The organism is Streptomyces sp. NBC_01241 (assembly GCF_041435435.1).
Lineage (GTDB): Bacteria > Actinomycetota > Actinomycetes > Streptomycetales > Streptomycetaceae > Streptomyces.
Window position 1 is genome coordinate 1948708 of the sequence record NZ_CP108494.1, and the last position, 22900, is coordinate 1971607.

General features: G+C 69.8%; 21 protein-coding genes and 1 pseudogene. 9 read left to right on the top strand and 13 right to left on the bottom strand.

Going from position 1 to position 22900, the window contains the following annotated elements; translation table 11 throughout:
• Positions 1-463 precede the first annotated feature (463 nt).
• From OG306_RS08405 to OG306_RS08415, 3 genes are read left to right on the top strand one after another with little or no spacing between them, the layout of a single operon-like run.
• Positions 464-1405 carry an ABC transporter ATP-binding protein gene (locus OG306_RS08405; protein WP_266745474.1) on the top strand — a complete coding sequence of 314 codons (942 nt, stop codon included), beginning with the start codon at positions 464-466 and terminating at the stop codon, positions 1403-1405.
• Positions 1402-2766, top strand: a complete 1365-nt coding sequence (locus OG306_RS08410) for an ABC transporter permease (protein WP_266907033.1) — start codon at positions 1402-1404, stop codon at positions 2764-2766. Before OG306_RS08405 ends, OG306_RS08410 begins: the two co-directional genes overlap by 4 nt.
• A 4-nt stretch (positions 2767-2770) precedes the next feature.
• Entirely contained in the window at positions 2771-5512 is a 2742-nt protein-coding gene (locus OG306_RS08415) for an alkaline phosphatase family protein (protein WP_266745476.1), read from the top strand.
• Positions 5513-5701: 189 nt separating this feature from the next.
• Here OG306_RS08415 and OG306_RS08420 read toward each other — a convergent pair whose 3' ends face one another.
• Together OG306_RS08420 and OG306_RS08425 are read right to left on the bottom strand one after the other, a co-directional pair.
• Positions 5702-6049 carry a VOC family protein gene (locus tag OG306_RS08420; protein WP_266745477.1) on the bottom strand — a complete coding sequence of 116 codons (348 nt, stop codon included), beginning with the start codon at positions 6047-6049 and terminating at the stop codon, positions 5702-5704.
• A 76-nt stretch (positions 6050-6125) separates the two neighbouring features.
• Positions 6126-6590, bottom strand: a complete 465-nt coding sequence (locus OG306_RS08425; protein WP_266745478.1) for an ATP-binding protein — start codon at positions 6588-6590, stop codon at positions 6126-6128.
• Between the two features lie 150 nt (positions 6591-6740).
• Between OG306_RS08425 and OG306_RS08430 the strand changes: the two genes are divergently transcribed.
• Both OG306_RS08430 and OG306_RS08435 read left to right on the top strand, forming a co-directional pair.
• Positions 6741-7598 (top strand): helix-turn-helix domain-containing protein, encoded by an 858-nt coding sequence (locus OG306_RS08430; protein WP_266745479.1) that lies wholly within the window; start codon positions 6741-6743, stop codon positions 7596-7598.
• Positions 7595-7795: a DUF397 domain-containing protein gene (locus OG306_RS08435; protein ID WP_266745480.1), complete on the top strand. Its 201-nt coding sequence runs from the start codon at positions 7595-7597 to the stop codon at positions 7793-7795. The genes OG306_RS08430 and OG306_RS08435 overlap by 4 nt, the downstream gene beginning before the upstream one ends.
• A 49-nt stretch (positions 7796-7844) precedes the next feature.
• On the opposite strand, the gene OG306_RS08440 is transcribed toward OG306_RS08435, so the two are convergent.
• Both OG306_RS08440 and OG306_RS08445 read right to left on the bottom strand, forming a co-directional pair.
• Positions 7845-8456, bottom strand: coding sequence for a DUF1349 domain-containing protein (locus OG306_RS08440; RefSeq protein WP_266745481.1), 612 nt, complete (start codon positions 8454-8456; stop codon positions 7845-7847).
• Positions 8453-9973 (bottom strand): aldehyde dehydrogenase (NADP(+)), encoded by a 1521-nt coding sequence (locus tag OG306_RS08445; RefSeq protein ID WP_266745482.1) that lies wholly within the window; start codon positions 9971-9973, stop codon positions 8453-8455. Before OG306_RS08445 ends, OG306_RS08440 begins: the two co-directional genes overlap by 4 nt.
• Positions 9974-10145: 172 nt before the next feature.
• Here OG306_RS08445 and OG306_RS08450 point away from each other — a divergent pair, with 172 nt between their 5' ends.
• From OG306_RS08450 to OG306_RS08460, 3 genes are all read left to right on the top strand, one after another.
• Positions 10146-10916, top strand: coding sequence for an IclR family transcriptional regulator (locus tag OG306_RS08450; protein WP_266745483.1), 771 nt, complete (start codon positions 10146-10148; stop codon positions 10914-10916).
• A gap of 3 nt (positions 10917-10919) precedes the next feature.
• The gene (locus tag OG306_RS08455) at positions 10920-11393 is read left to right on the top strand and encodes a GNAT family N-acetyltransferase (RefSeq protein WP_266907031.1); all 474 of its coding nucleotides are present in this window, start codon (positions 10920-10922) and stop codon (positions 11391-11393) included.
• Between the two features lie 102 nt (positions 11394-11495).
• Positions 11496-12947 carry a penicillin-binding transpeptidase domain-containing protein gene (locus tag OG306_RS08460; protein WP_266907029.1) on the top strand — a complete coding sequence of 484 codons (1452 nt, stop codon included), beginning with the start codon at positions 11496-11498 and terminating at the stop codon, positions 12945-12947.
• 118 nt (positions 12948-13065) lie between these two features.
• Here OG306_RS08460 and OG306_RS08465 read toward each other — a convergent pair.
• Positions 13066-14387 (bottom strand): annotated as a pseudogene (locus OG306_RS08465) (pectate lyase family protein).
• A 22-nt stretch (positions 14388-14409) separates the two neighbouring features.
• Here OG306_RS08465 and OG306_RS08470 point away from each other — a divergent pair.
• Positions 14410-14574, top strand: a complete 165-nt coding sequence (locus OG306_RS08470) for a hypothetical protein (RefSeq protein ID WP_371665218.1) — start codon at positions 14410-14412, stop codon at positions 14572-14574.
• A 12-nt stretch (positions 14575-14586) separates the two neighbouring features.
• Here the strand turns inward: OG306_RS08470 and OG306_RS08475 are convergent, their stop codons facing one another.
• From OG306_RS08475 to OG306_RS08510, 8 genes are all read right to left on the bottom strand, one after another.
• The gene (locus tag OG306_RS08475; protein ID WP_266745487.1) at positions 14587-15921 is read right to left on the bottom strand and encodes an ABC transporter substrate-binding protein; all 1335 of its coding nucleotides are present in this window, start codon (positions 15919-15921) and stop codon (positions 14587-14589) included.
• Positions 15922-15963: 42 nt separating this feature from the next.
• Positions 15964-16113, bottom strand: coding sequence for a hypothetical protein (locus OG306_RS08480; RefSeq protein WP_266752736.1), 150 nt, complete (start codon positions 16111-16113; stop codon positions 15964-15966).
• The gene (locus OG306_RS08485) at positions 16110-16934 is read right to left on the bottom strand and encodes a PmoA family protein (protein ID WP_266745488.1); all 825 of its coding nucleotides are present in this window, start codon (positions 16932-16934) and stop codon (positions 16110-16112) included. Before OG306_RS08485 ends, OG306_RS08480 begins: the two co-directional genes overlap by 4 nt.
• On the bottom strand, positions 16931-18106 hold the full coding sequence (locus OG306_RS08490; protein ID WP_266907027.1) for a Gfo/Idh/MocA family protein: 1176 nt from the start codon (positions 18104-18106) through the stop codon (positions 16931-16933). The genes OG306_RS08485 and OG306_RS08490 overlap by 4 nt, the downstream gene beginning before the upstream one ends.
• Positions 18107-18164: 58 nt before the next feature.
• Positions 18165-19076, bottom strand: coding sequence for a carbohydrate ABC transporter permease (locus OG306_RS08495; protein ID WP_266745490.1), 912 nt, complete (start codon positions 19074-19076; stop codon positions 18165-18167).
• The gene (locus OG306_RS08500) at positions 19073-20002 is read right to left on the bottom strand and encodes a carbohydrate ABC transporter permease (protein ID WP_266745491.1); all 930 of its coding nucleotides are present in this window, start codon (positions 20000-20002) and stop codon (positions 19073-19075) included. The genes OG306_RS08495 and OG306_RS08500 overlap by 4 nt, the downstream gene beginning before the upstream one ends.
• Positions 20003-20256: 254 nt before the next feature.
• Complete coding sequence (gene araD, locus OG306_RS08505; RefSeq protein ID WP_266745492.1) at positions 20257-22002, bottom strand: L-arabinonate dehydratase; 1746 nt, start codon at positions 22000-22002, stop codon at positions 20257-20259.
• Positions 21990-22892: a dihydrodipicolinate synthase family protein gene (locus OG306_RS08510; protein ID WP_266907746.1), complete on the bottom strand. Its 903-nt coding sequence runs from the start codon at positions 22890-22892 to the stop codon at positions 21990-21992. Before OG306_RS08510 ends, araD begins: the two co-directional genes overlap by 13 nt.
• Positions 22893-22900 lie beyond the last annotated feature (8 nt).

The window sequence follows — 22900 nt, forward strand, 5'->3', positions numbered from 1 at the left end:
GCGGGATCTCGCAGTGGAACATGCAAGTGCCGCTGGAGATCAGAGGTGTTGCCGAACCCGCCGCCTTCGACACTGGTGCAGTGTCTGCACAGTGCGCCGCGGGCACGCTTCATGCCGGCAGCACACCGGATTGCGGGCACGGCGCTGCGTACGGAGTCGGTGCATTCAGGTGTGGCCCAAGTCCGGCTCGATGCCCCTCACTTCGTGCGCCGACTTGCCGACGCCTTGCGTTGATCAAGATCCAACCGGCGGCGATGCTCACGGTCGCGCGTGTCTGATGACCCCTCGGTGTGCTCTGTGATCCGGCCGACGAAAGGTGCCGGCCGACATGCCGACGGCTATGGGCGTGACGCCGGTGCAGCGAATGCCAGTCGTCTCCCGTTCCACAAGCGTTCAATGGGACGCCCCTGTCGGCATGGTGCGCCGTCCCTAAGGTCACTGGAGGTTTCGAAAGGAGGGGTTCATGGACACACGCATCGCCATCCGGGCTCGCGGGATCACGAAACGCTTCGGCGACGTCGTCGCACTCGACGGCATCGATCTGGACGTGGCGCAGGGTCAGATCCACGCCTTGGTCGGACCGAACGGCGCCGGCAAGACGACCTTGCTCGGACTCCTGTTGGGCCTGGCCGTCGCCGACCGCGGTCGCCTCGAGATCCTGGGTACGCCGGTCGGGCGGTCGCTTGCCGCTCCCTACGGTGTCGCCGGCTTCGTGGACGGTCCTGGTCTCTACCCTTCGCTCACTGCCAAGCAGAACCTCGCCGCGCTGGCCGCTCTCCGCGGCGACGCGCGGACAACGGGGGTCGACGACGCGCTCGACCAGGTCGGGCTCACCGATGTCGCCGACGACCGGGCCCGCGGTTTCTCCCTGGGCATGCGTCAGCGGCTCGGGCTGGCCGCCGCCCTGCTCACCAAGCCTCGGCTGCTGGTGCTCGACGAGCCTTCCAACGGCCTCGACCCGGCCGGCAAGAAGCACGTTTACGGTGTCCTCAGCCGGCTTGCGGCTGAGGGAACCAGTGTCGTGCTCTCGAGCCACCGCATGGACGACCTCGAGGCACTGTGCTCCGAGGTCACCCTCGTCGCCACCGGACGGGTCGTCTTCTCCGGCCCGCTGAGCAAGCTGGCCGCCGAGAACCGCGAACTCGACTACCGGCTGCTCACCTCCGACCCGGAGGCCGCCCGCCGGCTGGCTGTCGACACGGCCGGGATCCAGGTCGTCGACGACGCCGGCGTATGGCACGACGCCCAGATGCTCGTCGTCCGCGCGCAGGTGCCCGCCCTCGACGAACTGGTGGCGGGGCTGGTGCACGCGGGCATCGCGGTGCGCGAGCTCGCCCCCGTGGTGTCGCCGCTCGAGGCCGCGTTCCTTGCCCTCACCGAGCAGCAGCAGGAGGCCGGCCGATGACCGCGACCCTTACTGACGACAACGTTGCTGTTACCGGGGTCCACCCCGCTTCGGTGGCCCGCAGCTACCGCTTCGAGCTGGTCAAACTGATCTCGCAATGGCGTATCCGTCTGCTGGTTCTCGCCTGCTGGATCGCGCCCGCGCTCTTCGTCGCCGCAGTGAGCCGGCAGAGCTCGCTCCCCTCCGACACCCTCTTCGGTCGCTGGATGCACGCCACCGGGTGGGCCGGATCGCTGGTGGTGCTCGGCTTCGCGGGCACCTGGGCGCTCCCGCTGCTGACCTCGCTGGTCGCCGGCGACGTGTTCGCCTCCGAGGACCGGCTCGGCACCTGGCGCCACCTGCTGGTGGCGGTCCGGTCGCCACGGCGGATCTTCGTGGCGAAGGCACTGGCCAGCCTCACCGTCATCCTGCTGCTCGTGGCGGGGATGGCGTGTTCCAGCGCTGTCGGTGGGGTCCTGGCGGTCGGCAACCATCCGCTGGTCGGCCTCGACGGTCACCTGCTGGCACCGGGGGACGCCGCCGGGAAGGTGCTGCTCGCCTGGGCCTGCGCGCTCGCTCCGACGCTGGCTCTCGCTGGGATCGGACTGCTCGGGTCGGTCGCGTTGGGGCGGTCTCCGACGGGGCTGCTGCTGCCGGCGCTTGTCACGATCGTGATGCAGATTGCCCAGATGATGCCGCTTCCGGTCGGTGTACGCCTTGCCCTGCCCGGATACGCGTTCATCTCCTGGAATGGTCTGTTCACCGGCCCGGCGCAGCTCGGCCCGCTGCTGATCGGCGTCGTGGTCGGCCTGGTGTGGGCCGTGACCGCGACAGCCCTTGCCTACCTGCTGTTCCTGCGGCGTGACTTCACCAACCTGACCTACGACGGTTCGGGGCGCCGCGCGGTCACTGTCGGAGTCCTGCCGCTCGTCGGCCTGCTCGCCGTGACGGTCGCGGTTGTCACCGGGGCGATCGGGGCCACGGGTTCCGGGATCGAGCGAGACAAGGTGCAGCGCTCGGTCGCGACGGCGTTTGCGCACCTCTACCGCATTCAGACCAAAGAGCTCAACCGTCCCGACGTCACCGAGGCGCAGGTAAGGGCCACGGCGGCGTGCGACAAGGGCAGCGACAGGGTCGCTGCCGAGGGTGCGGGTAACGACTGGCGTTGCGTCGTGACCTGGCATCTCCCTGGCGTCGAGGCCGCAGGGACGGCCATCTACCAGCTCGACGTCACCCCTGACGGGCGGTTCGTCGCCGACGGCGACGGGCCGAAGGAAGTGAACGGCTACTTCCTGGTGCGCACCCCGACCGGGGACGCACCGAATCCCCTCTGGCAGTTCGACGGCAACGTCGAACTGCTCCCGCCCCCTTCGAAGGGATAACTCCATGCAGGTCATACGTCGTCGTGTGAGTGGCGAGAAGGGCTCCGGTCGGCGCTTCGGCAGCCGGCGAGCCCTCATCACGGCAACCGCCACCGCTGTCGTCGTCGCCACCGGCACCGGCGTCGGTTTCGCCCAGGCGGACCCGTTCGGCGCCAACCAGGTCGGCCAGACCTACGACAAGGGCGAGCTGGTCTCCAGCAACCAGTACATCGACCCGTACGGCGAGCGTCTGGTCATCAACAACGGCAAGATCATGTCGTCCACGGTGAGTCCGGACGGCGCCCACATCGCCGCCGCGGTCACCGACGGTGGCGCCGCGCTCGCGATCGTGGACGTGAAGAACTGGAAGGTACAGCAGCTCGTCAGCAACGCTGCGTCGTCCATCCCGCGCATCAGCGGCAACGACGTGGGCCAGGAAGGCCCCACGTACTCGCCCGACGGCAAGCACTTGTGGCTGGGCCGGACCGACGGCTACACCCGGTTCGACGTGAACGCGGACGGCAGCGTCACCAACCCCGTCGACATCAAGATCCCGGCGGACGGCTCCAAGCACGCGCTGGCGTCCGCGGCGGTCTTCTCGGCCGACGGCTCCACCGTGTACTCGGCGGTCAACGGCCAGAACCGCGTGGTCGCGCTCGACGCGGCGACCGGTGCCATCGCGCAGAGCTGGAACGTGGGCAACGCCCCGCGTGGCATGGTCCAGGTCGGCGACAAGCTGTACGTCAGCAACGAGGGCGGCCGCCCGGCGAAGCCCGGCGACACCACCATCAACTCGTACGGCACCCAGGTGCCGGCCGACGCGAACACCGGTGCCACCACCTCCGGTACGGTCAGCGTGATCGACCTGGCCACCCCGACCGCCGCCCCGAGCAGCGTCGACGTCGGTCTGCACCCGACGGCCGTGTACGCCAAGGGCGGCGCGGTGTTCGTCACCAACACCGCCACCAACAGCGTGTCGGTGATCAGCGCCAAGAACGACAAGGTCGTCCAGACCATCGCCACCCAGCCGTGGTCGCAGGCGTCGATCGGTTACGAGCCCAACGCCGTGACCCTCACCGACGACGGCCACCTGCTGGTGACCCTCGGCCGGGCCAACGCGATCGCCGTCTACAAGTACACCAGCCCGCAGGAGCCGGTCAGCTACGTCGGTCTGCTCCCGACGGACTACTTCCCCGCGGAGATCGCCAGCTCCGGCAACGAGATCCTGGTCTCCAACACCCGCGGCATCGACGCGCGCCGTTCCACCGGGGCCGGCCACGGTACCCACGACACGACCTCGAGCGTGGTGCGGTTCACCCTGCCGAGCGACAAGGTCATCAAGAAGCAGACCGCCAAGGTCTTCGCGCAGAACAACTGGACCAACAACGCGGCCAAGCGTGCCACGGGCAACAAGGCCGGCGCCGTGCCGGTCCCGGCGAAGCTCGGCGACCCTTCGACGATCAAGCACGTCTTCTTGATCGTCAAGGAGAACCGGACCTACGACCAGGTCTACGGTGACATGCCGCAGGGCAACGGCGACCCGTCGCTGACGCAGTTCGGCGAGAACGTGACGCCGAACCAGCACGCGATGGCTCGGCAGTTCGGGCTGTACGACAACACGTACGACATCGGCACGAACTCCGCCGAGGGTCACAACTGGCTGATGCAGGCCGACAATCCGGAGTACACCGAGTCCTCGGCCGGTGAGTACAAACGCAGCTACGACACCGAGGACGACTCCCTCGGTCACCAGGCGAGCGGCACCCTGTGGAGCGGTGCCCAGGCGGCGGGCCAGAGCGTGCGGAACTTCGGTGAGTTCCACCAGTTCCTGTCCAAGCCGTCGGACGCGTCCTGGCAGAACCTGTACTGCGACGCCAAGAACATGCAGGCGACCGGCCAGGGCTCGGCCTACAAGCTGGCCTCGTCCTCGCCGATCCCGTCGCTCAACAACGTGTCGGTGCCCGCCTTCCCGAAGTTCGACACCAGCGTCCCGGACGTCTACCGCGCCCAGATCTGGAAGCAGGACTTCGAGCAGAACGGTCCCGCCAACCTGAACATGTTCTGGCTCTCCAGCGACCACACCGGTGGTCCGGCGAACTCGGCCGCTCAGGTCGCGGACAACGACCTCGCGGTCGGCCAGATCGTTGACGAGATCTCGCACAGCAAGTACTGGAAGGACTCGGCGATCTTCGTCGTCGAGGACGACTCCCAGGCCGGCAGCGACCACGTCGACGGCCACCGTGCCCCGGTCCAGATCATCAGCCCCTGGGCCCAGCACGGCACCGTCGACAGCCGCTACTACAGCCAGATCAACATGGTCCGGACCATTGAGCAGATCCTCGGGATCCAGCCGATGAACCAGAAGGACACCGCGGCCACCCCCATGACCGCGGCCTTCACCCGCACGCCCGACAACACGCCGTTCACCGCGCTGCCCAACCGGACCGCGCTGACCAACGGTCTGTCGACCGCGCCTTCCTGCGGCCTGGACGTCCCCGCGCCACAGAACCCCGCTGCGGCGCCCGCGCCGTCCGGGACGGTGCCGGCGAGCAAGAAGGCGGTCGCGACGAAGTGGGCGGACTGGAAGTCGCACCAGCGGCTGACCGGCTCGAACGCCGTGCCCGACTACGCGAACCCCGCGCAGATGAACCACCTCACCTGGTACGAGTCGCACGACTGGAAGAAGCCGTACCCGGGCGAGAGCGAGATCTACGTGCCGGCTGACGTGCCGGGCGCCTACATCCCGTCGGCGGAGAACGACGGCTGACACAGGCTGATCGCGTAAAGGAGCCCCTGGCCGGCGTCACCGCCGGCCGGGGGCCGCGACGATCCAGTCGACCTCTCGCCGGAGACCGGGCTGCGGAGCGGTCCGAGGGCCGCGACCTCAAGGCCGCGGCCCTCGCTTCCGTGCCGACAAGGCGTACGCCTCGCGCAAGAACCGCGCGTACCTGCGCGGTCAGCGGTGGCCCAGCACGTTGACCACGCGGCCGTTGGGGTCGCGGACGAAGAAGCGCCGCACGCCCCACTCCTCGTCCTGCAGGGGGTGGACGATCTCCGCACCGATGTCCCGCATGACCGCATGGGCCGCGTCCACGTCGTCCACTTCGATACTCATATCGGGAGTGACCGGGGCAGTCTTGTCGCTGGTCATGATGCTGACTTGCGCCGCCGGAGCGGATGGGGAGGCGAGCGTCATGATCCAGCCGTGGTTCATGACCTCCTCGAAGCCCAGCAGGCCATAGAATTCCCGGCTCTCCTGCGCAGCCTCTGACTGGATGTTGGGCACGACACGGCGAACGGCCATCGACGACTCCAGGTGGGAACAAACGTGTGTCCGAGACCCTCTACAAGTACTACGGCGCAGCCACCGACGCGCACACTTACGCAACAGGCAGGCTGCCCGGTCGCGTCGCGGAGACCTCGGCCCAGACCGTTTTTCCGGACGGTGGGCACGGATGTACGCCCCATTCCGCGGCTAGGGCATCGACGATGACCAGCCCCCGGCCGCCTTCAACCGCTTCCCGGGGCACGGCAGGGAGGCGCTCGCCGCGCGGGTCCGTGACCTCGATCCGCAACCGTGCGGTCGGGAGGAGGACAAGCCCGAGCCGGAAGCCCCGCCCGTCCAACCGCCCGTGCGTGACCGCGTTCGCCGCCAGTTCGGCGACGACGAGCGCGGCCGCGTCGGTCCGCTCGCCGTCACGCGGCCACCCCCACGCCACCAGTTGCTCCACGGCGAGCAGGCGAGCCAGGCGGGCTCCTCGGCGGGTGGCACTGAACAGCTGTGTGAACTGCGGGGCGGCAGTCGCCGGTTGCGGAATTTCGATCTCTACGGATTCACTCGTCACGCCACTCAGAGTTGCCAAGCGACCGTACGCTGACCAGCAACGACAGCGGTACGTAGCGTGCACGTACCGGTACGCACGGCAACCGGTACCGGTTGTCCGCCGTGCCGTGACGGCGCACGCGGTCGGCCCATGGAACGAAAGCGGGCAGCGATGGAGCTGGACGGTGCGATCGGTGGCGACGACGACTCGGAGGAGGCCGCGGACCTGTTCCGGGTGATCGGCCGACAGGTCCGGCTCCTACGGGAGCGCGCCTGCCTCACCCAGCGGGAGTTGGGTGAACAGCTCGGCTACAGCGAGGACCTGATCCGGTCGCTGGAACGGGGACGCAGGACACCGCAGCCGGAGTTCCTGGACGCGGCGGACGACCTGCTGGAGGCAGGCGGGCTGCTGCGGACGGCGAAGGAGGACATCTCGCGGGCGAAGGCACGGGCGCGGGTGAAGCATCCGGCGTGGTTCAAGGACTACGCCGATTTGGAACGCAAGGCCGTGGAGCTCAACTTCTTCAGCACGCTGACCATTCCAGGACTCCTGCAAACAGAGGCGTACGCGAGGACAACCTTCATGTCGCGTCAGCCGCCGATCGATGAAGCCACGATCGAGCAGCGTGCCACGGCCCGGCTCGCAAGACAGGAAATCCTCACCACGTGGCCATCTCCCATGGTGAGCGCGGTCATTGACGAGTCCGTGCTACGCAGGGCGGTGGGCGGGCACGAAGTGCGCCAAGGCCAGCTGAAACACTTGCAGCACCTCTCGCGATTGCGCAGCACAACAATCCAGGTGCTCCCGATGGCCTGCGAAGACCACACGGCGTTGGAGGGGCCGTTCATCCTTCTCACGCCCAAGGGCCGACAGCAGCTCGGCTACGTCGAGGTCCAGAGCGTGAACCGACTGATCACCGACGCCGAAGAGGTACGTATCCTGGCCGCACGATACGGAAGCATTCGCGGCCAGGCTCTCAGTCCCCACAAGTCCCTGGCGCTGATTGAAGAGTTACTGGGAGAGCGATGAACATCGAACGCACCCCGATCAACGGGCTCAACTGGTTCAAGAGCACCTACAGCGCCGGCGACGGCGGCGAGTGCATCGAGGTCGCCGCCGCCGACCAGGCGGTCCTCGTCCGTGACTCGAAGGACACGTCCCTCCCCCACCTGACGCTCACCCACGCCGGCTGGACGCACTTCGTGCGGTACGCGGCCGGCGCCTGAACGACGGACCGCCTGTTCGTTCGAGGACGCCACAGATGCGCGAGTCTGCTCAGCTCCCGTCGCGCAGATCCCCAAGTCCCGTCGTACGGAACGCGATCCGGTCGAACGTCGCCTCGCAGCCCTCGCCCGTGGGCGACTGGACCAGGAAGCCGACCGATGCCGCGGCCGCCTCCTGCGGATCGCCGAGGGCGAAGACGCGGACGAAGGTCCACTTCTCGCCGTCGGCGGAGGCGTGGAAGGCGAACGCGTTGCCGGTGCGGCTGAGGCGGAGCCAGTAGCTGTCACCGTCGACGACGAAGGAGTTGGTGTCGTCGGAGTGGCCGCGGGTGACGACCGTGCAGATGGTGGGGTGGTCGGGGGAGAGTTCCAGGCAGAGCTTGGCCCACGCGCGTTCTCCGACGTGGAGGTAGAGCACGCCCGCGTCGAAGGCCGCGGCGAAGCCGACGCGCACCCGGGCGAGGAGTTGGAAGTCGCCCGGGGGCGCGGTGCCGAGGAGGCGGGGGGCATCGCTCGCGGGGTCGAGGGCGTCGCCGTCCGGTGGTACGAAGCGGTCCTGGCGGGCGCCCGCGCGGGCTGTCAGTGCGCCGATCTCGTACGTCCAGTCGGCCTCGGGGCCGAAGGGGCGCAGCTCAAAGGGGAGTTCGGGAAGGTGTGGGGTCATGCGCGGCGGCCGTTCACTCGGCGGGGCAGGTTCAGGGGGTTGTCGTCGCGGAGCTCCCGGGGGAGCAGGGCCTCGGGGGTCGTCTGGTAGGTGACCGGGCGCAGCCAGCGTTCGATGGCGGTGGCGCCGACCGAGGTGGAGGTGGAGGTGGTGGCCGGGTAGGGGCCGCCGTGGTGCTGGGCGGGGGCGACGGCGACTCCGGTCGGCCAGCCGTTGACGAGGATCCGGCCGGCCAGCGGGGTGAGGGCCGCGAGGAGTCCGGGGGCGTCGGCGTCGGCGCTGTCCGTGGCGGTCTGGAGGGTGGCGGTGAGGTTGCCGGGGAGCCGGGAGAGGACGGCGGTGATCTCGTCCGCGGAGGCGTAGCGGGCGACGACGGTGACAGGGCCGAAGCACTCCTCCAGGAGCGCGTCGTGCGGGCCGTCGGCGGTGAGGAGGTGCGCCGGTACGGTGAGGAAGCCGGCCGAGACGGTGTGCTCGCCGCCCGCGCCGGGGGTGACCGGGGCCTCCACGTCGGGCAGTTCGGCCCGTTCGCGTACGCCCGCGACGAAGGCGTCGCGCATCCGGTGGTCGAGCAGGACCCCGGCCTCGGTGTCGCTGACCGCGTCGGTCAGGGACTTCAGCAGCCGGTCGCCGCTCTCGCCGGCCGGGGCCAGGACGAAGCCGGGCTTGGTGCAGAACTGGCCCGACCCCATCGTCATCGAGCCCGCGAGCCCGGTGCCGATCTGCTCGCCGCGCTCGGCGGCGGCGGCCTCGGTGACGACGACGGGGTTGAGGGAGCCGAGCTCGCCGTGGAAGGGGATGGGGGTGGGGCGGGCGCCCGCCGCGTCGAACAGGGCGCGTCCGCCGCGTACGGAGCCGGTGAAGCCGGCGGCGGCGACGAGCGGGTGCTTGATCAGCTCGATGCCCGCCTCGAAGCCGTGCACCAGGACCAGTACGTCCTCCGGCAGGCCGACGCGGGCCGCCGCCCGGCGCAGTACGGAGGCGCACAGTTCGGAGGTGGCGGGGTGGTCGGGGTGCGCCTTGACGACGACCGGGCAGCCGGCGGCCAGTGCGCTCGCGGTGTCGCCGCCGGGGACGGAGAAGGCGAGCGGGAAGTTGCTGGCCGCGTACACCGCGACGACGCCGAGCGGGATCTTGTAGCGGCGCAGGTCGGGCCAGGGCGGGGTCCTGGTGGCGTCCTCGTGATCGATGTGGATGTCGAGGAAGGCGCCCTCGTCGACGACCTCCGCGAAGGCCCTCAACTGCGCTGCGGTGCGCGCGAGTTCACCGGTGAGCCGGGCCGGTCCGAGTGCGGTCTCGGCGTCGGCGGCCTCGATGATGTGCTCCCCGGCCTCGGTGAGCAGCTCCGCGGCGGTACGCAGGAACGCGGCGCGCACGACGCGGTCGGCGAGCGACGCGCGTACCGCGTGGGCGGCCCGGACCGCGCGGTCGACCTCCTCCGCTGTAGCCTCCACCGCAACCTGCTCACGCGGGTTCCCGGTGCGGGGGTCGACGCTCCAGACTGGTGCTGCTGCCACCGTGATTCCTTCCGCTCCACTGCCACACATCAGAAGTTGTTCGGTATTCTGAACAACGTTCCTGATCGTGAATATGCGGCGACTCTATTTCCGGGCGTTCGGTGTTGGCAAGAAGTCGCTGAGTTCAAGAGGTCGCGGGATTTCGTGAGTGGGCTGGAAGGGGCGTAGGGCGATGTCGGCTGCCGAGTCTGGTGGGGCACAGGTCAAGTCCGCCGTGCGGACGGTGGAACTGCTCGAATACTTCGCCGGGCGACCCGGCATGCACTCGCTCGCCGCGGTGCAGGAGGCCGTCGGCTATCCCAAGTCCAGCCTCTACATGCTGCTGCGCACGCTGGTGGAGCTGGGCTGGGTGGAGACCGACGCGACGGGCACGCGGTACGGGATCGGCGTACGGGCCCTGCTCGTCGGCACCTCGTACATCGACGGCGACGAGGTCGTCGCGGCGGCCCGCCCGACGCTGGACCGGCTCGCCGACGACACGACGGAGACCATCCACCTGGCCCGCCTGGACGGCACGAACGTGGTGTACCTCGCCACCCGTCAGTCCCAGCACTATCTGCGCCCCTTCACCCGCGTCGGCCGCCGGCTGCCCGCCCATTCCACCTCGCTCGGCAAGGCCCTGCTGGCCACCCACAGCGACGAGCAGGTCCGCACGATGCTCCCTCGGACGCTGCCCGCGCTGACCGAGCACACCATCACCGACCGCGAGAAGCTCATCGAGGAGCTGCACCTCGTCCGCGAGCAGGGTTACGCGGTGGACCGCGAGGAGAACACCCTCGGGCTGCGCTGCTTCGGCGTCGCCGTCCCGTACCGCACCCCGGCCCGTGACGCCATCAGCTGCTCGGTGCCGGTCGCCCGGCTCACGCCCGCGCACGAGCAGCTGGTGAAGGACGCGCTGTTCGACGCGCGGGACCGCCTGACGCTGGCCACCCGGAGGCTCTGAACCATGCGGGTTTCCCTGCGCGAGGTGCGGGAGGGCGATCTGCCGTCGTTCTTCGTGTTCATGTCCGACCCGGAGTCGGTCAGGACGGCCGCTTTCACCAGCGAGGACCCCACCGACCGGCATGCCTTCGACGCCCACTGGCGGCGCGTCCTGGCCGACGGCTCGGTCGTGATGCGGACGGTGGTCGCGGACGGTGTGGTGGTCGGCAACGCCGGGGCGTACGGGCCGCCGGACGACCGCCAGGTCACCTACTGGATCGACCGGGCGCACTGGGGCCGCGGGCTCGCGACGGCCGCGCTGCGGGCGCTGCTCGACGTCGTACCGGACCGCCCGCTGCACGCGCGGGCCGCGGCCGACAACACCGGTTCGCGCCGGGTGCTGGAGAAGTGCGGGTTCGCCGTCACCGGCAGGGACCAAGGGTACGCGCACGCTCGCGGCGAGGAAACCGACGAGCTGCTGTTCACCCTGCCGGGGTGACCCGGGGTATCACCTCCGGCAGCCCCGGCCGCTCATGAGGAATCGGTGAGAAGCGGCATATTCGGGAACCCCGCGCCTCGCCCCGGTCGTCCCTCCCGTGGGATGAACAAAACGATCAGGCACACCTCGGTCTTCTGCCTGCTGCTGGTCCTCGCCCTGCTGGGGCGGGCGACCTGGCTGCAGGCGTACCAGGCACGGGCGCTCGCAGACGACGACCACAACCGGCGGAACACCATCGCGCAGTACGCGCAGCCGCTCGGCGACATCATCGTGGCCGGGAACCCGGTCACCGGATCGAAGAGGACGGTGAGCGGCGACCTCGCGTACAAGCGCACCTACAAGCAGGGCGATCTCTACGCGGCCGTCACCGGCTACAGCTCGCAGGCGTACGGTGCCACGCAGCTCGAAGGGATCTACAGCCATGTGCTGGACGGCACCGACGACCGGCTGAAGAGCCCGATGGACGTGGTGACGGGCAAGCAGGCGGCCCCCGGCGATGTCCTGACGACGATCGACCCGGCTGTGCAGAAGGCCGCGTACGAGGCGCTCGGCACCGACAAGGGCGCGGCGGTCGCGATCGACCCGAAGACCGGGCAGGTCCTGGGCGTGGTCTCCACGCCTTCGTACGACCCGTCGAAGATCAGCGGGACGGCGGACGGCGACGCCTGGCAGAAGCTGCTCGACGACCCGGACAAGCCGCTGGTCAACCGGGCGCTGCGGCAGCCGCTGGCGCCCGGTTCGACGTTCAAGCTGGTGGTGGCGGCCGCGGCGCTGGAGGACGGGCTGTACAGCTCCGTCGACGAGCCCACGGACAGCCCCAATCCGTACCCGTTGCCCGGCAGCAGCAAGAACCTGGAGAACGAGAGCGCCTCGGCCCCCTGCGAGAACGCCACGCTGCGCACCGCGCTCCAGTACTCCTGCAACAACGTCTTCGGGAAGGTCGCCGTCGACCTCGGCCAGGACAAGGTCAGGGCGATGGCGGAGAAGTTCGGCTTCAACACCGCGAAGCTGGACATGCCGGTGCGGGCCTCCGAGAGCGTCTACCCGTCCGGCATGGACAAGGCGCAGACGGCGCTGTCGGGCATCGGCCAGTTCGAGGTCACCGCAACGCCGCTGCAGATCGCCATGGTCTCGGCCGCCCTCGCCAACGGCGGCGAACTGGCCGCACCCCACATGGTGTCCCGGGTGACGGACTCCAAGGGCAACACGTTGCAGGACTTCGCGGACGGGGACATGAAGCGGGTCGTCTCGCAGTCCACCGCCGAGCAGCTGCGCAGCGCGATGGTGACCGTCGTCGAAAAGGGCACCGGCACCAACGCCCGGATCGCGGGGGCCGAGGTGGGCGGCAAGACGGGGACCGCGCAGAACGGCGTGGGCAACAGCAAGTCCCCGTACGCCTGGTTCACCTCGTACGCGAAGGACAGGTCCAGCGGCAAGGAGGTCGCGGTGGCGGTGGTCGTCGAGGACTCGGGCGCGGCCCGCGCGGAGGTCAGCGGCAACGGTCTGGCGGCGCCGATCGCCCAGAAGATGATGAAGGCGGCGCTCAAGGGGTGAGAGGGACGACGGGCGACGGGCCAACATGCCGCTGTGGGCGACGAATTCGGCTCCTCGCACTAGCGGAAACCGCAGCCGGGCCGAGCCGGGCCCGCCCCGGCCCGGCCCGGCGTGCGGGTCAGCGGCCCCGCCCGGCTCCGGCTCCGTGGTCGACGAGTGCGGGGACGGCGCGAGGGTTGTCGATCCGGGTGCGCAACGTCGGGGTCCAGCCGGCGTCCCGGGTGAGCTGCTCGGCGGGAACGCCCGCGTTGTGGACGGTGATGAGGTCGGTCCTGCGGCCGTTGACGTAGTTGTCCGCCGCGGTGATCGGGGACTCCTTCCACTTCTTCAGGATGGTCGCCGGGTCGGCCTGCGGGGCGAGTGTGAACGCGTTGTGTTCGGCGACGATCCGGGACTCCATGCCCACGCCGTAGCTGTAGCCGTAGGCGGCGCCCGCCGTGGCGACGAAGTGGTTGTTGTACGAGTCGACGGCGCCGAAACGGACTCGGGGGGCGCGTTCCTTGACGTCCTGGAAGAGGTTGTGGTGCAGGGTGACGCGGAGCTTTCCGCGGTCGATCGCCGCGGTGGCGGCGCTGTCGCTGTTGCCGATGAGCATCGTCTTGTCGTGGTTCTTCAGGACGTTCCAGGAGACGGTGATCAGGTCGGCACCGCGGACGATGTCGAAAAGGCCGTCGTGCTGTTGGAAGAGTTCGCCGTAGTAGCGGGGCTGGTCGGCGTCGTGCCGGTCGCCGTCGCTGAAGGTGTTGTGGTCGACCCAGACATGGCTGGAGCCGGTGACGACGAGGTTGTCGTACTCGGAGTTCCAGGCGCCGGTCTCACCGTCGGTGGGGTCCCACCGGGGAAAGCAGTCGTAGGTGTCCTCAAAGCCGATGTTGCGGACGATGACGTTCGAGACGTTCTTGACCTGGAGGCTCGCGCCGATGACGGTGGCGTCGCCGACGCCGACGAGCGTGGTGTTGGACGGGACCACGACCTCGACCGCGGCCTTCTGGCGGGCGGCGGAAGCAACGCGGGCGTCCTCCAACGGGCCGGACGGGAGCTCCTTGCCCCAGGTCGCCGGGGCGTAGGCGGCAAGGTACTTGTCGAGGGTGTAGCCGTCGGCCTGGTAGTCCTCGCAGTCGATGGGGTTGCCTTCGGTGTCGGAGTTGCCGTGGATGGTCCGGCGATCCTGACGATCTTCGGTGCGTCGCCCGCGTCCTCGAACGCGGCGATGAGTTCGGCCCGGTCGGTGACGGTGTAGATGTGGTCGGGCGTCGCCCGGGAGCCGCCGGTGGTGGAGCCGTCGGCGGCGGCCCAGCCGTCGCCCTCGGGGAGTACGGCGCGCTCGATGCCCTTCGTGTGGTGCGGGGCGGCCTGGGCGGGAACGGACACGGCGAGGGCGAGTGAGGCACAACCCATCGCGAGAGCGATGGCGTGGGCATGACACATGCGTGCGGACATGGCGGTTCCTTCGATGGGTGGGGTGGGACGTTACGGAGGTCGGGCCTGTGGCCAGGTGATCCACTCGGTGGGGGACGGGGTCGTCGAGTCGGCGCGGGCCGGGCGGAACGAGGACGCGTGCGTCCCCCACGGCGAGATCCCGCACCGCGGCCGGCCCCCGGTCACCGGGGTGCCGGCCGTGACGTGACGGTCGGCCGGATCAGCTCTTGTTCTGCTGCTTCCACTCCGCCTGGGCCTTGTTCAGCTCGTCGGCCATCTTGTCCAGGAATGCCTTCGCAGTGGTCTTGCCGAGCAGCACCTTCTGGAACTCGGGCTCGTTGTCGGCCTTGCTGATGTTGTTCCAGTCGGGCAGGTAGTACGGCAGCTGCACGATCTTGGTGGAGCCGTCGGTCAGGGACTTCGCGGCGAGCTCGGTCGGCGCGGCGGCGCTGATCCACGGGTCCTTGGCGGCCTCGGTGTTGGCCGGGATGGCGCCCGCCGACTCGTTCCACTTGCTGTTCGACGCGTGGGAGGCGGCGAACTCGATGAACTTCCAGGCCGCCGTCTTGTTCTTGCTCGACTTGAACAGCCCGAGCCCGTCGACGGGGTTGGAGACCTGGACACGGGTGCCGCTGTCACCGATCGGGTTCGGGATGCCGGCGAACTTGTCCTCGCCCAGCGCCTTCAGATGGTCCTGGTAGGAGCCGAGGTTGTGGCTGAGCATGCCGATGGTGCCGGAGTCCCACTGGGCGACCATCTTGGTGAAGTCGTTGTTGACGTCGGCGGCGGGCGTCGTCTTCTTGTACAGGGCGGCGTACTTCTCCAGCGCGGCGACGTTCTTCGGGTCGTTGAGGGTCGTCCTGTCACCGTTCCAGAACTCGGTGATCCCGGACTGCCCGTATGCGGCGTCGATGGCCTGGGCGATCGAACCGGCGCCGCCGCGGATGGTGTAGCCGAACTTGTTGTTCTTGGAGTCGGTGAGCTTGCCGGCCGCCTTGTAGAAGTCGGCCCAGGTGGTGGGGGCTTCGAGGCCGGCCGCCTTGAAGAGGTCGGTGCGGTACCAGAGCGCGCCGTTGTTCGCGGAGGTCGGCACGGTGTACATCTCGTCGCCCCGGCCCCCCGCGTCCTTGACGCTCGCGACCATGCCCTCGACGAGCTTGCCGTTCAGGGACGAGCCCTTGATGCGGTCGCCGACCGGTTCCAGGGCGTCCTGGGCGACGATGTTGGAGAGATAGGCGGTGCCGACGCCTCCGACGTCCGGCAGTCCGCCGCCCGCTATCGCGGTGTCGTACTTGGACTGGACGTCCGCGATCGGGATCGGGACGTACGTGACCTTGATGTCCGGGTTCTTGTCCTCGAAGTCCTTGATGATCTCGGTCCAGACGGCGGTGCGCGGGCCGCCGTTGTTGTCCCAGAAGGTGATCTCGCCCTTTCCGCTGCCTTCGTCTCCGGAGCTGGATCCGTCGTCGCCGCAGGCGGTCGCGGTGAGGGCCAGCAGTGCCGCGAGGGACACGGCTGCCGTGGCACGCCCCCGCTGCGTCTTCGAATGGGTCATGGTCGGCTCTTCTCTCTCGATGTCGTCTCTGTTCCTGCGGTGTTACGGGTTGGGCAGGGCCCGCAGGTCGTGCGCGTACGCGGTCCGTACGCAGGCGAGCCGCAGCCCGTCCCCGGCGTGTTCGACCGTCCACCCGGGCCGCGGGTTCGCCGTCGTTCCGTCGCCCCGGTCGGCGGTCCACGGGCGGCTCACGCGGTCACCGCCCGGCGTACGTACCCGGCCGCCGCGGCCCGGTCGAGCCGGCCGTCCGCGACGACGGTGACGACCCGGCGTACGACGGTGGCACCCGCCGGGACCGGCAGCCGGTGCGCGGCGGCGAGCGAGGAGCCGACGCCCGGGTACTCGGTGGTCCGGACGAACCATGGGTCGCGGCGGGTCTCCTCGGTCGCCCCGGCGAAGACCAGGGTCCAGCCCTCGCCGGTCATGGCCACCCAGTCGGCGGCCCGGCCGTGCAGGGCCTCCTCACCGGCGGCGCACCCGCTGAAGACGGCGGGTGCGGCCGGTTCCTTCGGGGCGCGCCAGAAGAAGCCCCCGTAGCCGGCGCCGGGGCGGCCGTTGGTGGCGGGGCTGCCGATCGAGAGATCGACGCTGCCGCGGTTGGTGAGCGAGAAGGAGAGGTCCAAGGCCCAGGCGCTGTCGGAGAGTTCGGTGGCGGCGAAGGTGCGGTGCTCGCGCAGCAGCTCGGTGCCGTCCGCCTCCCAGCTGAGCTCCTCGACGCAGCCGTCCGGGTCGCGGAGTTTCCAGCCGAGGTGGCGCTGGACGCCGTGGTTGTCGAGCTCGGTGGGGCCTTGGCCCCGGACGAAGGTGCGGCCGCCCCAGAAGTTGTGCCCGGCGACGTCCGGAACGGCCACGGAGGCGCCGAGGTGGTGGAGGTGGTCGGCCGGGCGTTCCTCGGTGACGGGGACGCCGCCGAGCGTGGTGACCGGGTGGAGGAAGGGGCGGCCCGCGGACTCCGGCAGATAGGTGTAGCGGCCGACGGGACGTCCCGCGCAGCGGAGGAGCGCGGTGGTCACGGTGTACTCACCTCGCCGGGTTGCGCCCAGGGGACGCCGAGTTCGGAGAAGAGGGTGAGGGTGTCGGCGCCCGCGGCGACGGCGGCGTCGATGCCGTGGACCACCCGGCGGATGCCGGTGGAGCCGGTCACCGGCTCGGTGTGCCAGGCGCCGGCGGGCAGGGCGACGGGTTCCGGGGCGGTCCGTACGGCTTCGACGACGCGCATGAACGCGCCGGTGCGGTGCGGTGGTACGAGGAGCCCGGCGCGCCCGTCGAGGTGGTCGACGAGGTTCTCCAGGAGGTCGGTCCGCCCGTGCACGGCCTCCTCGGGGCCGTGTCCGGCGCGCTGGACGAGGACCCGGTCCTGCTTGTACCAGAAGGTGATCCGGCCGCGGTCGCCGTGGACGACGACGTACGGCTCCCCGGCCTGTTCGGCGCAGAGGGTGACGGCGACGGTGACGGGCAGCCCGTCCGTGGTGGTGACGCGGACGCACGAGGTGTCGTCGGCCTCGATGTCATGGGCACGGAACAGCTCGGTCTCGATGGACGCGACGTCCTCGGCCCGCCCGCGGTCGGCGAGTTCGAGGGCGGTGGCGACCGCGTGGGCGAGGGGGTTGGTGAGGACGCCGTCGACGACGTCGACCGTGCCGATCCGGCGCCGTCCCGCCCAGGGGGCCCGCCGGTAGTAGGCGTCGTCGCGGACCCACGCGCCCGCGGCTCCGATGCCCCGCAGGGTGCCGATCGCGCCGGAACGGATGAGTTCCCGGACGGCGGGCACGGCGTGCGAGCCGAAGGACTGGAAGCCGATCTGGCAGGCGATGCCGGCCGCCCGGACGCCGTCGCTCAGGCGCGCGAAGTCGGCGTACGTCGCCGCGGGCGGCTTCTCCAGCAGGAGGTGGACGGAGCGGGCGGCGGCGGTCAGTGCCAGTTCGGTGTGGGTCTGGATCGGGGTGCAGACGACGGCGGCGCGGGCCCCGGTGGAGTCGATGAGCGCACCGAAGTCCGCGGACTGCTCGGGGAGTTCACCGGCGAATGCTTCGAGCTCGTCGTCGCTCAGCGGGTCGAGTTCGCAGATGCCGGCCAGCCGGACGAGGCCCTGGTGCTGGAGGCGGCGGATATTGGCGAGGTGCCATCGGCCGTGGCCGCGGGCGCCCGCGAGAACGATCGGGAGGGCGGTGGGTCGCGTGGTCATCGTGGGGTCCTTCTCGACCGGTCGTGCGGGGTGCGGTCGGCGCGGCGCTGCACGGTCATCAGCCCTTCACGGCACCGGCGCTGAAGCCGGTGATCAGCCACTTCTGGATGAAGGCGAAGACGATCACCACGGGCACCGCGGCGATGACACCGCCCGCGGCGAGTGCGCCCAGGTCGACGCTGTCCGCGCCGATGAGGGTGTTCAGGCCGACCGGGATCGTCTGCTTGTCCTGCTCGCTGAGGAACATCAGGGCGAACAGGAAGTGGTTCCAGCTGTGCACGAAGGCGAAGGAGCCGACGGCGATCAGTCCGGGCCGCAGCAGGGGCAGCACCACCGCGCAGAAGGCCCGGAAGCGCGAACAGCCGTCCACCCAGGCGGCCTCCTCCAGGGAGGCGGGCACGTTCTTGATGAATCCGCTGATCAGGATGATGGAGAGCGGCAGCTGGAAGACCGTCTCGGCGATGACGACACTGCCCAGCGAGTTGATCATCCGGAGGTTCTTGAAGATCTCGAAGAGCGGTACGAGCATCAGCGCGCCGGGGATGAACTGCGAGCAGAGCAGCGCCAGCATGAACGCGCCCTTGATCCTGAAGTCGAACCGGGCGAGGGCGTAGCCGCCCGCGAGGGCGACGAGCGTCGTGGCGATCAGCGTGCAGACGCCGACGATCATGCTGTTCTGGAAGAAGACCGCGAAGCTGCGCTCGTTCCAGACCTTGGAGAAGTGTTCCCCGGTCATGGGCCACGGCACGAGCGAGGTGGAGCCCGCCGGCCGTACGGCGAAGAGGAACATCCAGTAGAACGGGATGAGGGTGAACAGGAGGTAGATGCCCAGCGGTAGGTAGATCTGCCGGCGCGGCACGTCATCGTAGGCGCGCTCACGTCCGCGGCGGTGGTGTGCGGTGGGCGGTGGACCGTTGTGTACCGGTTCCACGGCCGTGCCGGTGTGCTTCTCGGCGAGTGCGGCAGTCACTTGTGGTCGCCTCCGAACTTGCTCAGGCGCAGATAGACGATCGAGCAGAAGAGGAGGATCACGAAGGCGACGGTGGTGAGCGCGGAGGCGTAACCGAAGTCGTGGCCCTCGATGCCGGTGTTGGCGACGTAGAGCGGGAGTGTGGTGGTCTCGCCCGCCGGTCCACCGCCGGTGAGGGTGTAGAGCAGGTCGACGTTGTTGAACTCCCAGACGCCGCGCAGCAGCGTGGAGAGGATGATCGCGTCCCGCAGGTGCGGCAGCGTGATGTGGAAGAACTGACGTGCCCGCCCGGCGCCGTCGACCGCCGCCGCCTCGTACAGCTCCTTGGAGACGGACTGCAGGTCGGCGAGGATGAGGATGGCGAAGAAGGGGACGCCGCGCCAGAGTTCGGCGACGGTCGCGGCCCAGAACACGGTGCCGGTGTCGGAGAGCACGGAGGTGCCGTAGTCGCCGATTCCGGCGTCCGCGAGGTAACGGCTGAATCCTGTCGAGGAGTTGTAGAGCAGGATCCAGATGGTGCTGGTGAGCACACCGGAGACGGCCCACGGCGAGAAGACCATGGCGCGGGAGATGCCGCGGCCGATGAACGTCTGGTTGACGATCAGGGCGAGCGCCAGGCCGAGGGTGAGCTGGAGGGCGACCTGGGTGACGACCCACTGGGCGCTGAAGCCGAGCGATGTCCAGAACTGGTCGTCCTCGGTGAAGATCCGGGTGAAGTTGTCGAAGCCCGCGAAGCCGTTCCGCCACGGCTTGGTGACGTTGTAGTTCTGCAGGCTGTAGTAGAAGACACTGAGCACCGGGTAGGCGATGAAGCCCAGCATCAGCAGCCCCGCGGGGGCGATCAGCAGATACGGCAGCCGGCGGGGGCTCGCGGAGCGGCGCCGGGGCACTTGGGGCGGTGCGGCCACAGCGGGAGCTCGGGCCATGACACGTCTCCGTTCTCTCTCGGGTGATGCGGGTGCTGAGGTGGTGCGGGTGCTCGGTGGATGCGGGTGCTCGGTGCTGAGGTGATGCGGTGCTCAGGTGCTGCAGGTGATGGGGGTGATGCGGATGCTGGGTGAAACGCGTTGCCGAGGGTGATGCGTGTATTCAGCAAGTGCTTGCCGTACGGCGTTCGAGATCACGTACGAGCGGTGCGGAGGAAACCCGTTGTGGCGTGCGGGTTGTCCGGCCGGGCCGTTCAGCCGGCGTACGGGTCGGGCACGTCTCCCTGCCGGGCCAGGAACGCGAAGTCGCAGCCGGTGTCGGCCTGGGTGATCTGGTCGTGGTACAGCGCCCCGTAACCGCGCTCGTACCGGGTGGGCGGTGGCGTCCACGCGGCCCTGCGCCGCGCCAACTCCTCGTCCGTAACGTCGAGGTGGAGCAGCCGCGCCTCGACGTCCAGGGTGATCGGGTCACCGGTGCGGACGAGGGCGAGGGGCCCGCCGACGTACGACTCGGGCGCGATGTGCAGCACGCAGGCCCCGTAACTGGTGCCGCTCATCCGGGCGTCGGAGATCCGCACCATGTCCCGTACGCCCTGCTTCAGCAGGTAGTCGGGGATCGGCAGCATGCCGTACTCGGGCATGCCGGGGCCGCCCTTGGGGCCCGCGTTGCGCAGGACCAGCACATGGTCCGGGGTGAGGGCCAGGGCCGGGTCGTTGATGGTGCGCTGCATCTCCTTGTAGTCGTCGAAGACGACCGCCGGACCGGTGTGGCGCAGCAGGTGCGGCTCGGCGGCGACGTGCTTGATGACCGCGCCGTCCGGGCAGAGGTTGCCGCGCAGCACCGCCACGCCGCCCTCGTCCGCCAGGGGGTTGTCGCGTTCCCGGATGACCTCGTTGTTGTGCACGAGCGCCCCGTCGAGCTGTTCGCGCAGGGTGTCGTACGCAACGGTGGGGCGGTCCAGGTGGAGTACGTCGGTCAGCCGGGCAAGGAACCCGGGCAGCCCGCCGGCGAAGTGGAAGTCCTCCATCAAGTACCGGCCGCCGGGGCGGAGGTCGGCGAGTACGGGCACGGTGCGGGCGATCCGGTCGAAGTCGTCGAGGGTGAGCTTCACTCCCGAGCGGCCCGCCATGGCGATGAGATGGATGACGGCGTTGGTGGAGCCGCCGAGCGCGAGAACGGTGGCGACGGCGTCCTCGTACGCCTCCGCCGTGAGGATCCGTGACAACTTCCGCTGCTGCCAAACCAGTTCGACGATGCGGAGTCCGGACCGTGCCGCCATCCGGTCGTGCCCGGAGTCGACGGCCGGGATGGACGAGGCGCCCGGCACGGTGACGCCGAGCGCTTCGGCGGCGGCCGTCAGGGTCGACGCGGTGCCCATCGTCATGCAGTGGCCCGGAGAGCGGGCCAGCCCGTTCTCCAGCTCGGCCATCTCGCAGTCGCCGATGAGGCCGGCGCGCTTGTCGTCCCAGTACTTCCACATGTCGGTGCCCGAGCCGAGCACCTCGTCGCGCCAGTGCCCCGGCAGCATCGGCCCGGCCGGCACGAAGACGGCCGGCAGATCGACGGAGGCCGCGCCCATCAGCAGCGCGGGCGTCGACTTGTCGCAGCCGCCCATCAGCACGGCGCCGTCGACCGGGTAGGAGCGCAGCAGCTCCTCCGTCTCCATCGCCAGCATGTTGCGGTAGAGCATCGGGGTGGGCTTCTGGAACGTCTCCGACAGCGTGGAGACCGGGAATTCGAGCGGGAAGCCGCCCGCCTGCCAGACGCCCCGCTTGACCGCCTGCGCACGGTCGCGGAGGTGGACGTGGCAGGGGTTGATGTCGGACCAGGTGTTGAGGATCGCGATGACGGGCTTGCCCAGGTGTTCCTCGGGGAGGTAGCCGAGCTGCCGGGTGCGGGCCCGATGGCTGAAGGAGCGCAGCCCGTCCGTCCCGTACCACTGGTGGCTGCGCAGTTCCCCGGGGGCGATCCGGGTGTTCCGGCCCGTCATATCGACCATCCGGCGACCTCGGCGGCGACCTCGGCGCGCTCTGCCTCGGGCAGCACCCGGCTGGGCGGACGGACGTCGCGGCGGCAGAGTCCCAGCGCGGCGAGGGCCTCCTTGACGACCGTCACGTTGTTGGCGGACTGCCGGTCGGCGCGCAGCTCCTCGAAGCGGCGGATCCGCTCCCAGACCTTCATCGCGGCCGGGTGGTCGCCGGTCCGCAGCGCCTCCAGCATGGCGAGCGGGACTCCGGGGGCGACGTTGACGAGCCCCGAGGTGAAGCCGGTGGCACCGGCGGAGAAGTAGGCGGGGGCGTACAGCTCGGCGAGACCGGCGATCCAGACGAAGCGGTCCAGGCCGGCGTCCCGGGAGAAGGCGGCGAACCGGGCGGCGTCCGGGACGGCGTACTTCACGCCGATGACGTTGGGGCAGCTGTCGGCGAGCGCGGCGAGGCTTTCGCCGCCGAGCTGCGGGTTACGGATGTACGGGACGACACCGAGCCCGGGGACGGACTCGGCGATGGCGCGGTGGTAGTCGATCCAGCCGTCCTGCGAGACGTACGGGTGCACGGGCTGATGCACCATCACCAGCTCGGCACCGGCGTCGCGCGCGTGCTCGGCGGCGGCGACCGCGGTCGGCACGTCGTGGCCGACGCCGACCAGGATCGTGGCGCGGTCACCGGTCTCCTCGATGGTCACCTCGGTGACGGTGCGCCGCTCCTCGGGGGTGAGGGCGTAGAACTCTCCGGTGTTGCCGTTCGGGGTGAGGGTGCGTACCCCTCCATCGAGGAGCCGTCGCAGCAGGGCGCGGTGGGCGGCCAGGTCGATGGTCCCGTCCGCGGCGAACGGCGTCACCGGGATCGCCACGACATCTGCGAGGGCCGTCTTCAGCGGGAGGAAGTCCATGCGACCAG

Coding starts and splice junctions, on each gene's coding strand:
- OG306_RS08405 (WP_266745474.1), top strand. CDS start 464: ATGGACACACGCATCGCCATCCGGGCTCGCGGGATCACGAAACGCTTC.
- OG306_RS08410 (WP_266907033.1), top strand. CDS start 1,402: ATGACCGCGACCCTTACTGACGACAACGTTGCTGTTACCGGGGTCCAC.
- OG306_RS08415 (WP_266745476.1), top strand. CDS start 2,771: ATGCAGGTCATACGTCGTCGTGTGAGTGGCGAGAAGGGCTCCGGTCGG.
- OG306_RS08420 (WP_266745477.1), bottom strand. CDS start 6,049: ATGGCCGTTCGCCGTGTCGTGCCCAACATCCAGTCAGAGGCTGCGCAG.
- OG306_RS08430 (WP_266745479.1), top strand. CDS start 6,741: ATGGAGCTGGACGGTGCGATCGGTGGCGACGACGACTCGGAGGAGGCC.
- OG306_RS08435 (WP_266745480.1), top strand. CDS start 7,595: ATGAACATCGAACGCACCCCGATCAACGGGCTCAACTGGTTCAAGAGC.
- OG306_RS08440 (WP_266745481.1), bottom strand. CDS start 8,456: ATGACCCCACACCTTCCCGAACTCCCCTTTGAGCTGCGCCCCTTCGGC.
- OG306_RS08450 (WP_266745483.1), top strand. CDS start 10,146: ATGTCGGCTGCCGAGTCTGGTGGGGCACAGGTCAAGTCCGCCGTGCGG.
- OG306_RS08455 (WP_266907031.1), top strand. CDS start 10,920: ATGCGGGTTTCCCTGCGCGAGGTGCGGGAGGGCGATCTGCCGTCGTTC.
- OG306_RS08460 (WP_266907029.1), top strand. CDS start 11,496: ATGAACAAAACGATCAGGCACACCTCGGTCTTCTGCCTGCTGCTGGTC.
- OG306_RS08475 (WP_266745487.1), bottom strand. CDS start 15,921: ATGACCCATTCGAAGACGCAGCGGGGGCGTGCCACGGCAGCCGTGTCC.
- OG306_RS08490 (WP_266907027.1), bottom strand. CDS start 18,106: ATGACCACGCGACCCACCGCCCTCCCGATCGTTCTCGCGGGCGCCCGC.
- OG306_RS08500 (WP_266745491.1), bottom strand. CDS start 20,002: ATGGCCCGAGCTCCCGCTGTGGCCGCACCGCCCCAAGTGCCCCGGCGC.
- araD (WP_266745492.1), bottom strand. CDS start 22,002: ATGGTCGATATGACGGGCCGGAACACCCGGATCGCCCCCGGGGAACTG.
- OG306_RS08510 (WP_266907746.1), bottom strand. CDS start 22,892: ATGGACTTCCTCCCGCTGAAGACGGCCCTCGCAGATGTCGTGGCGATC.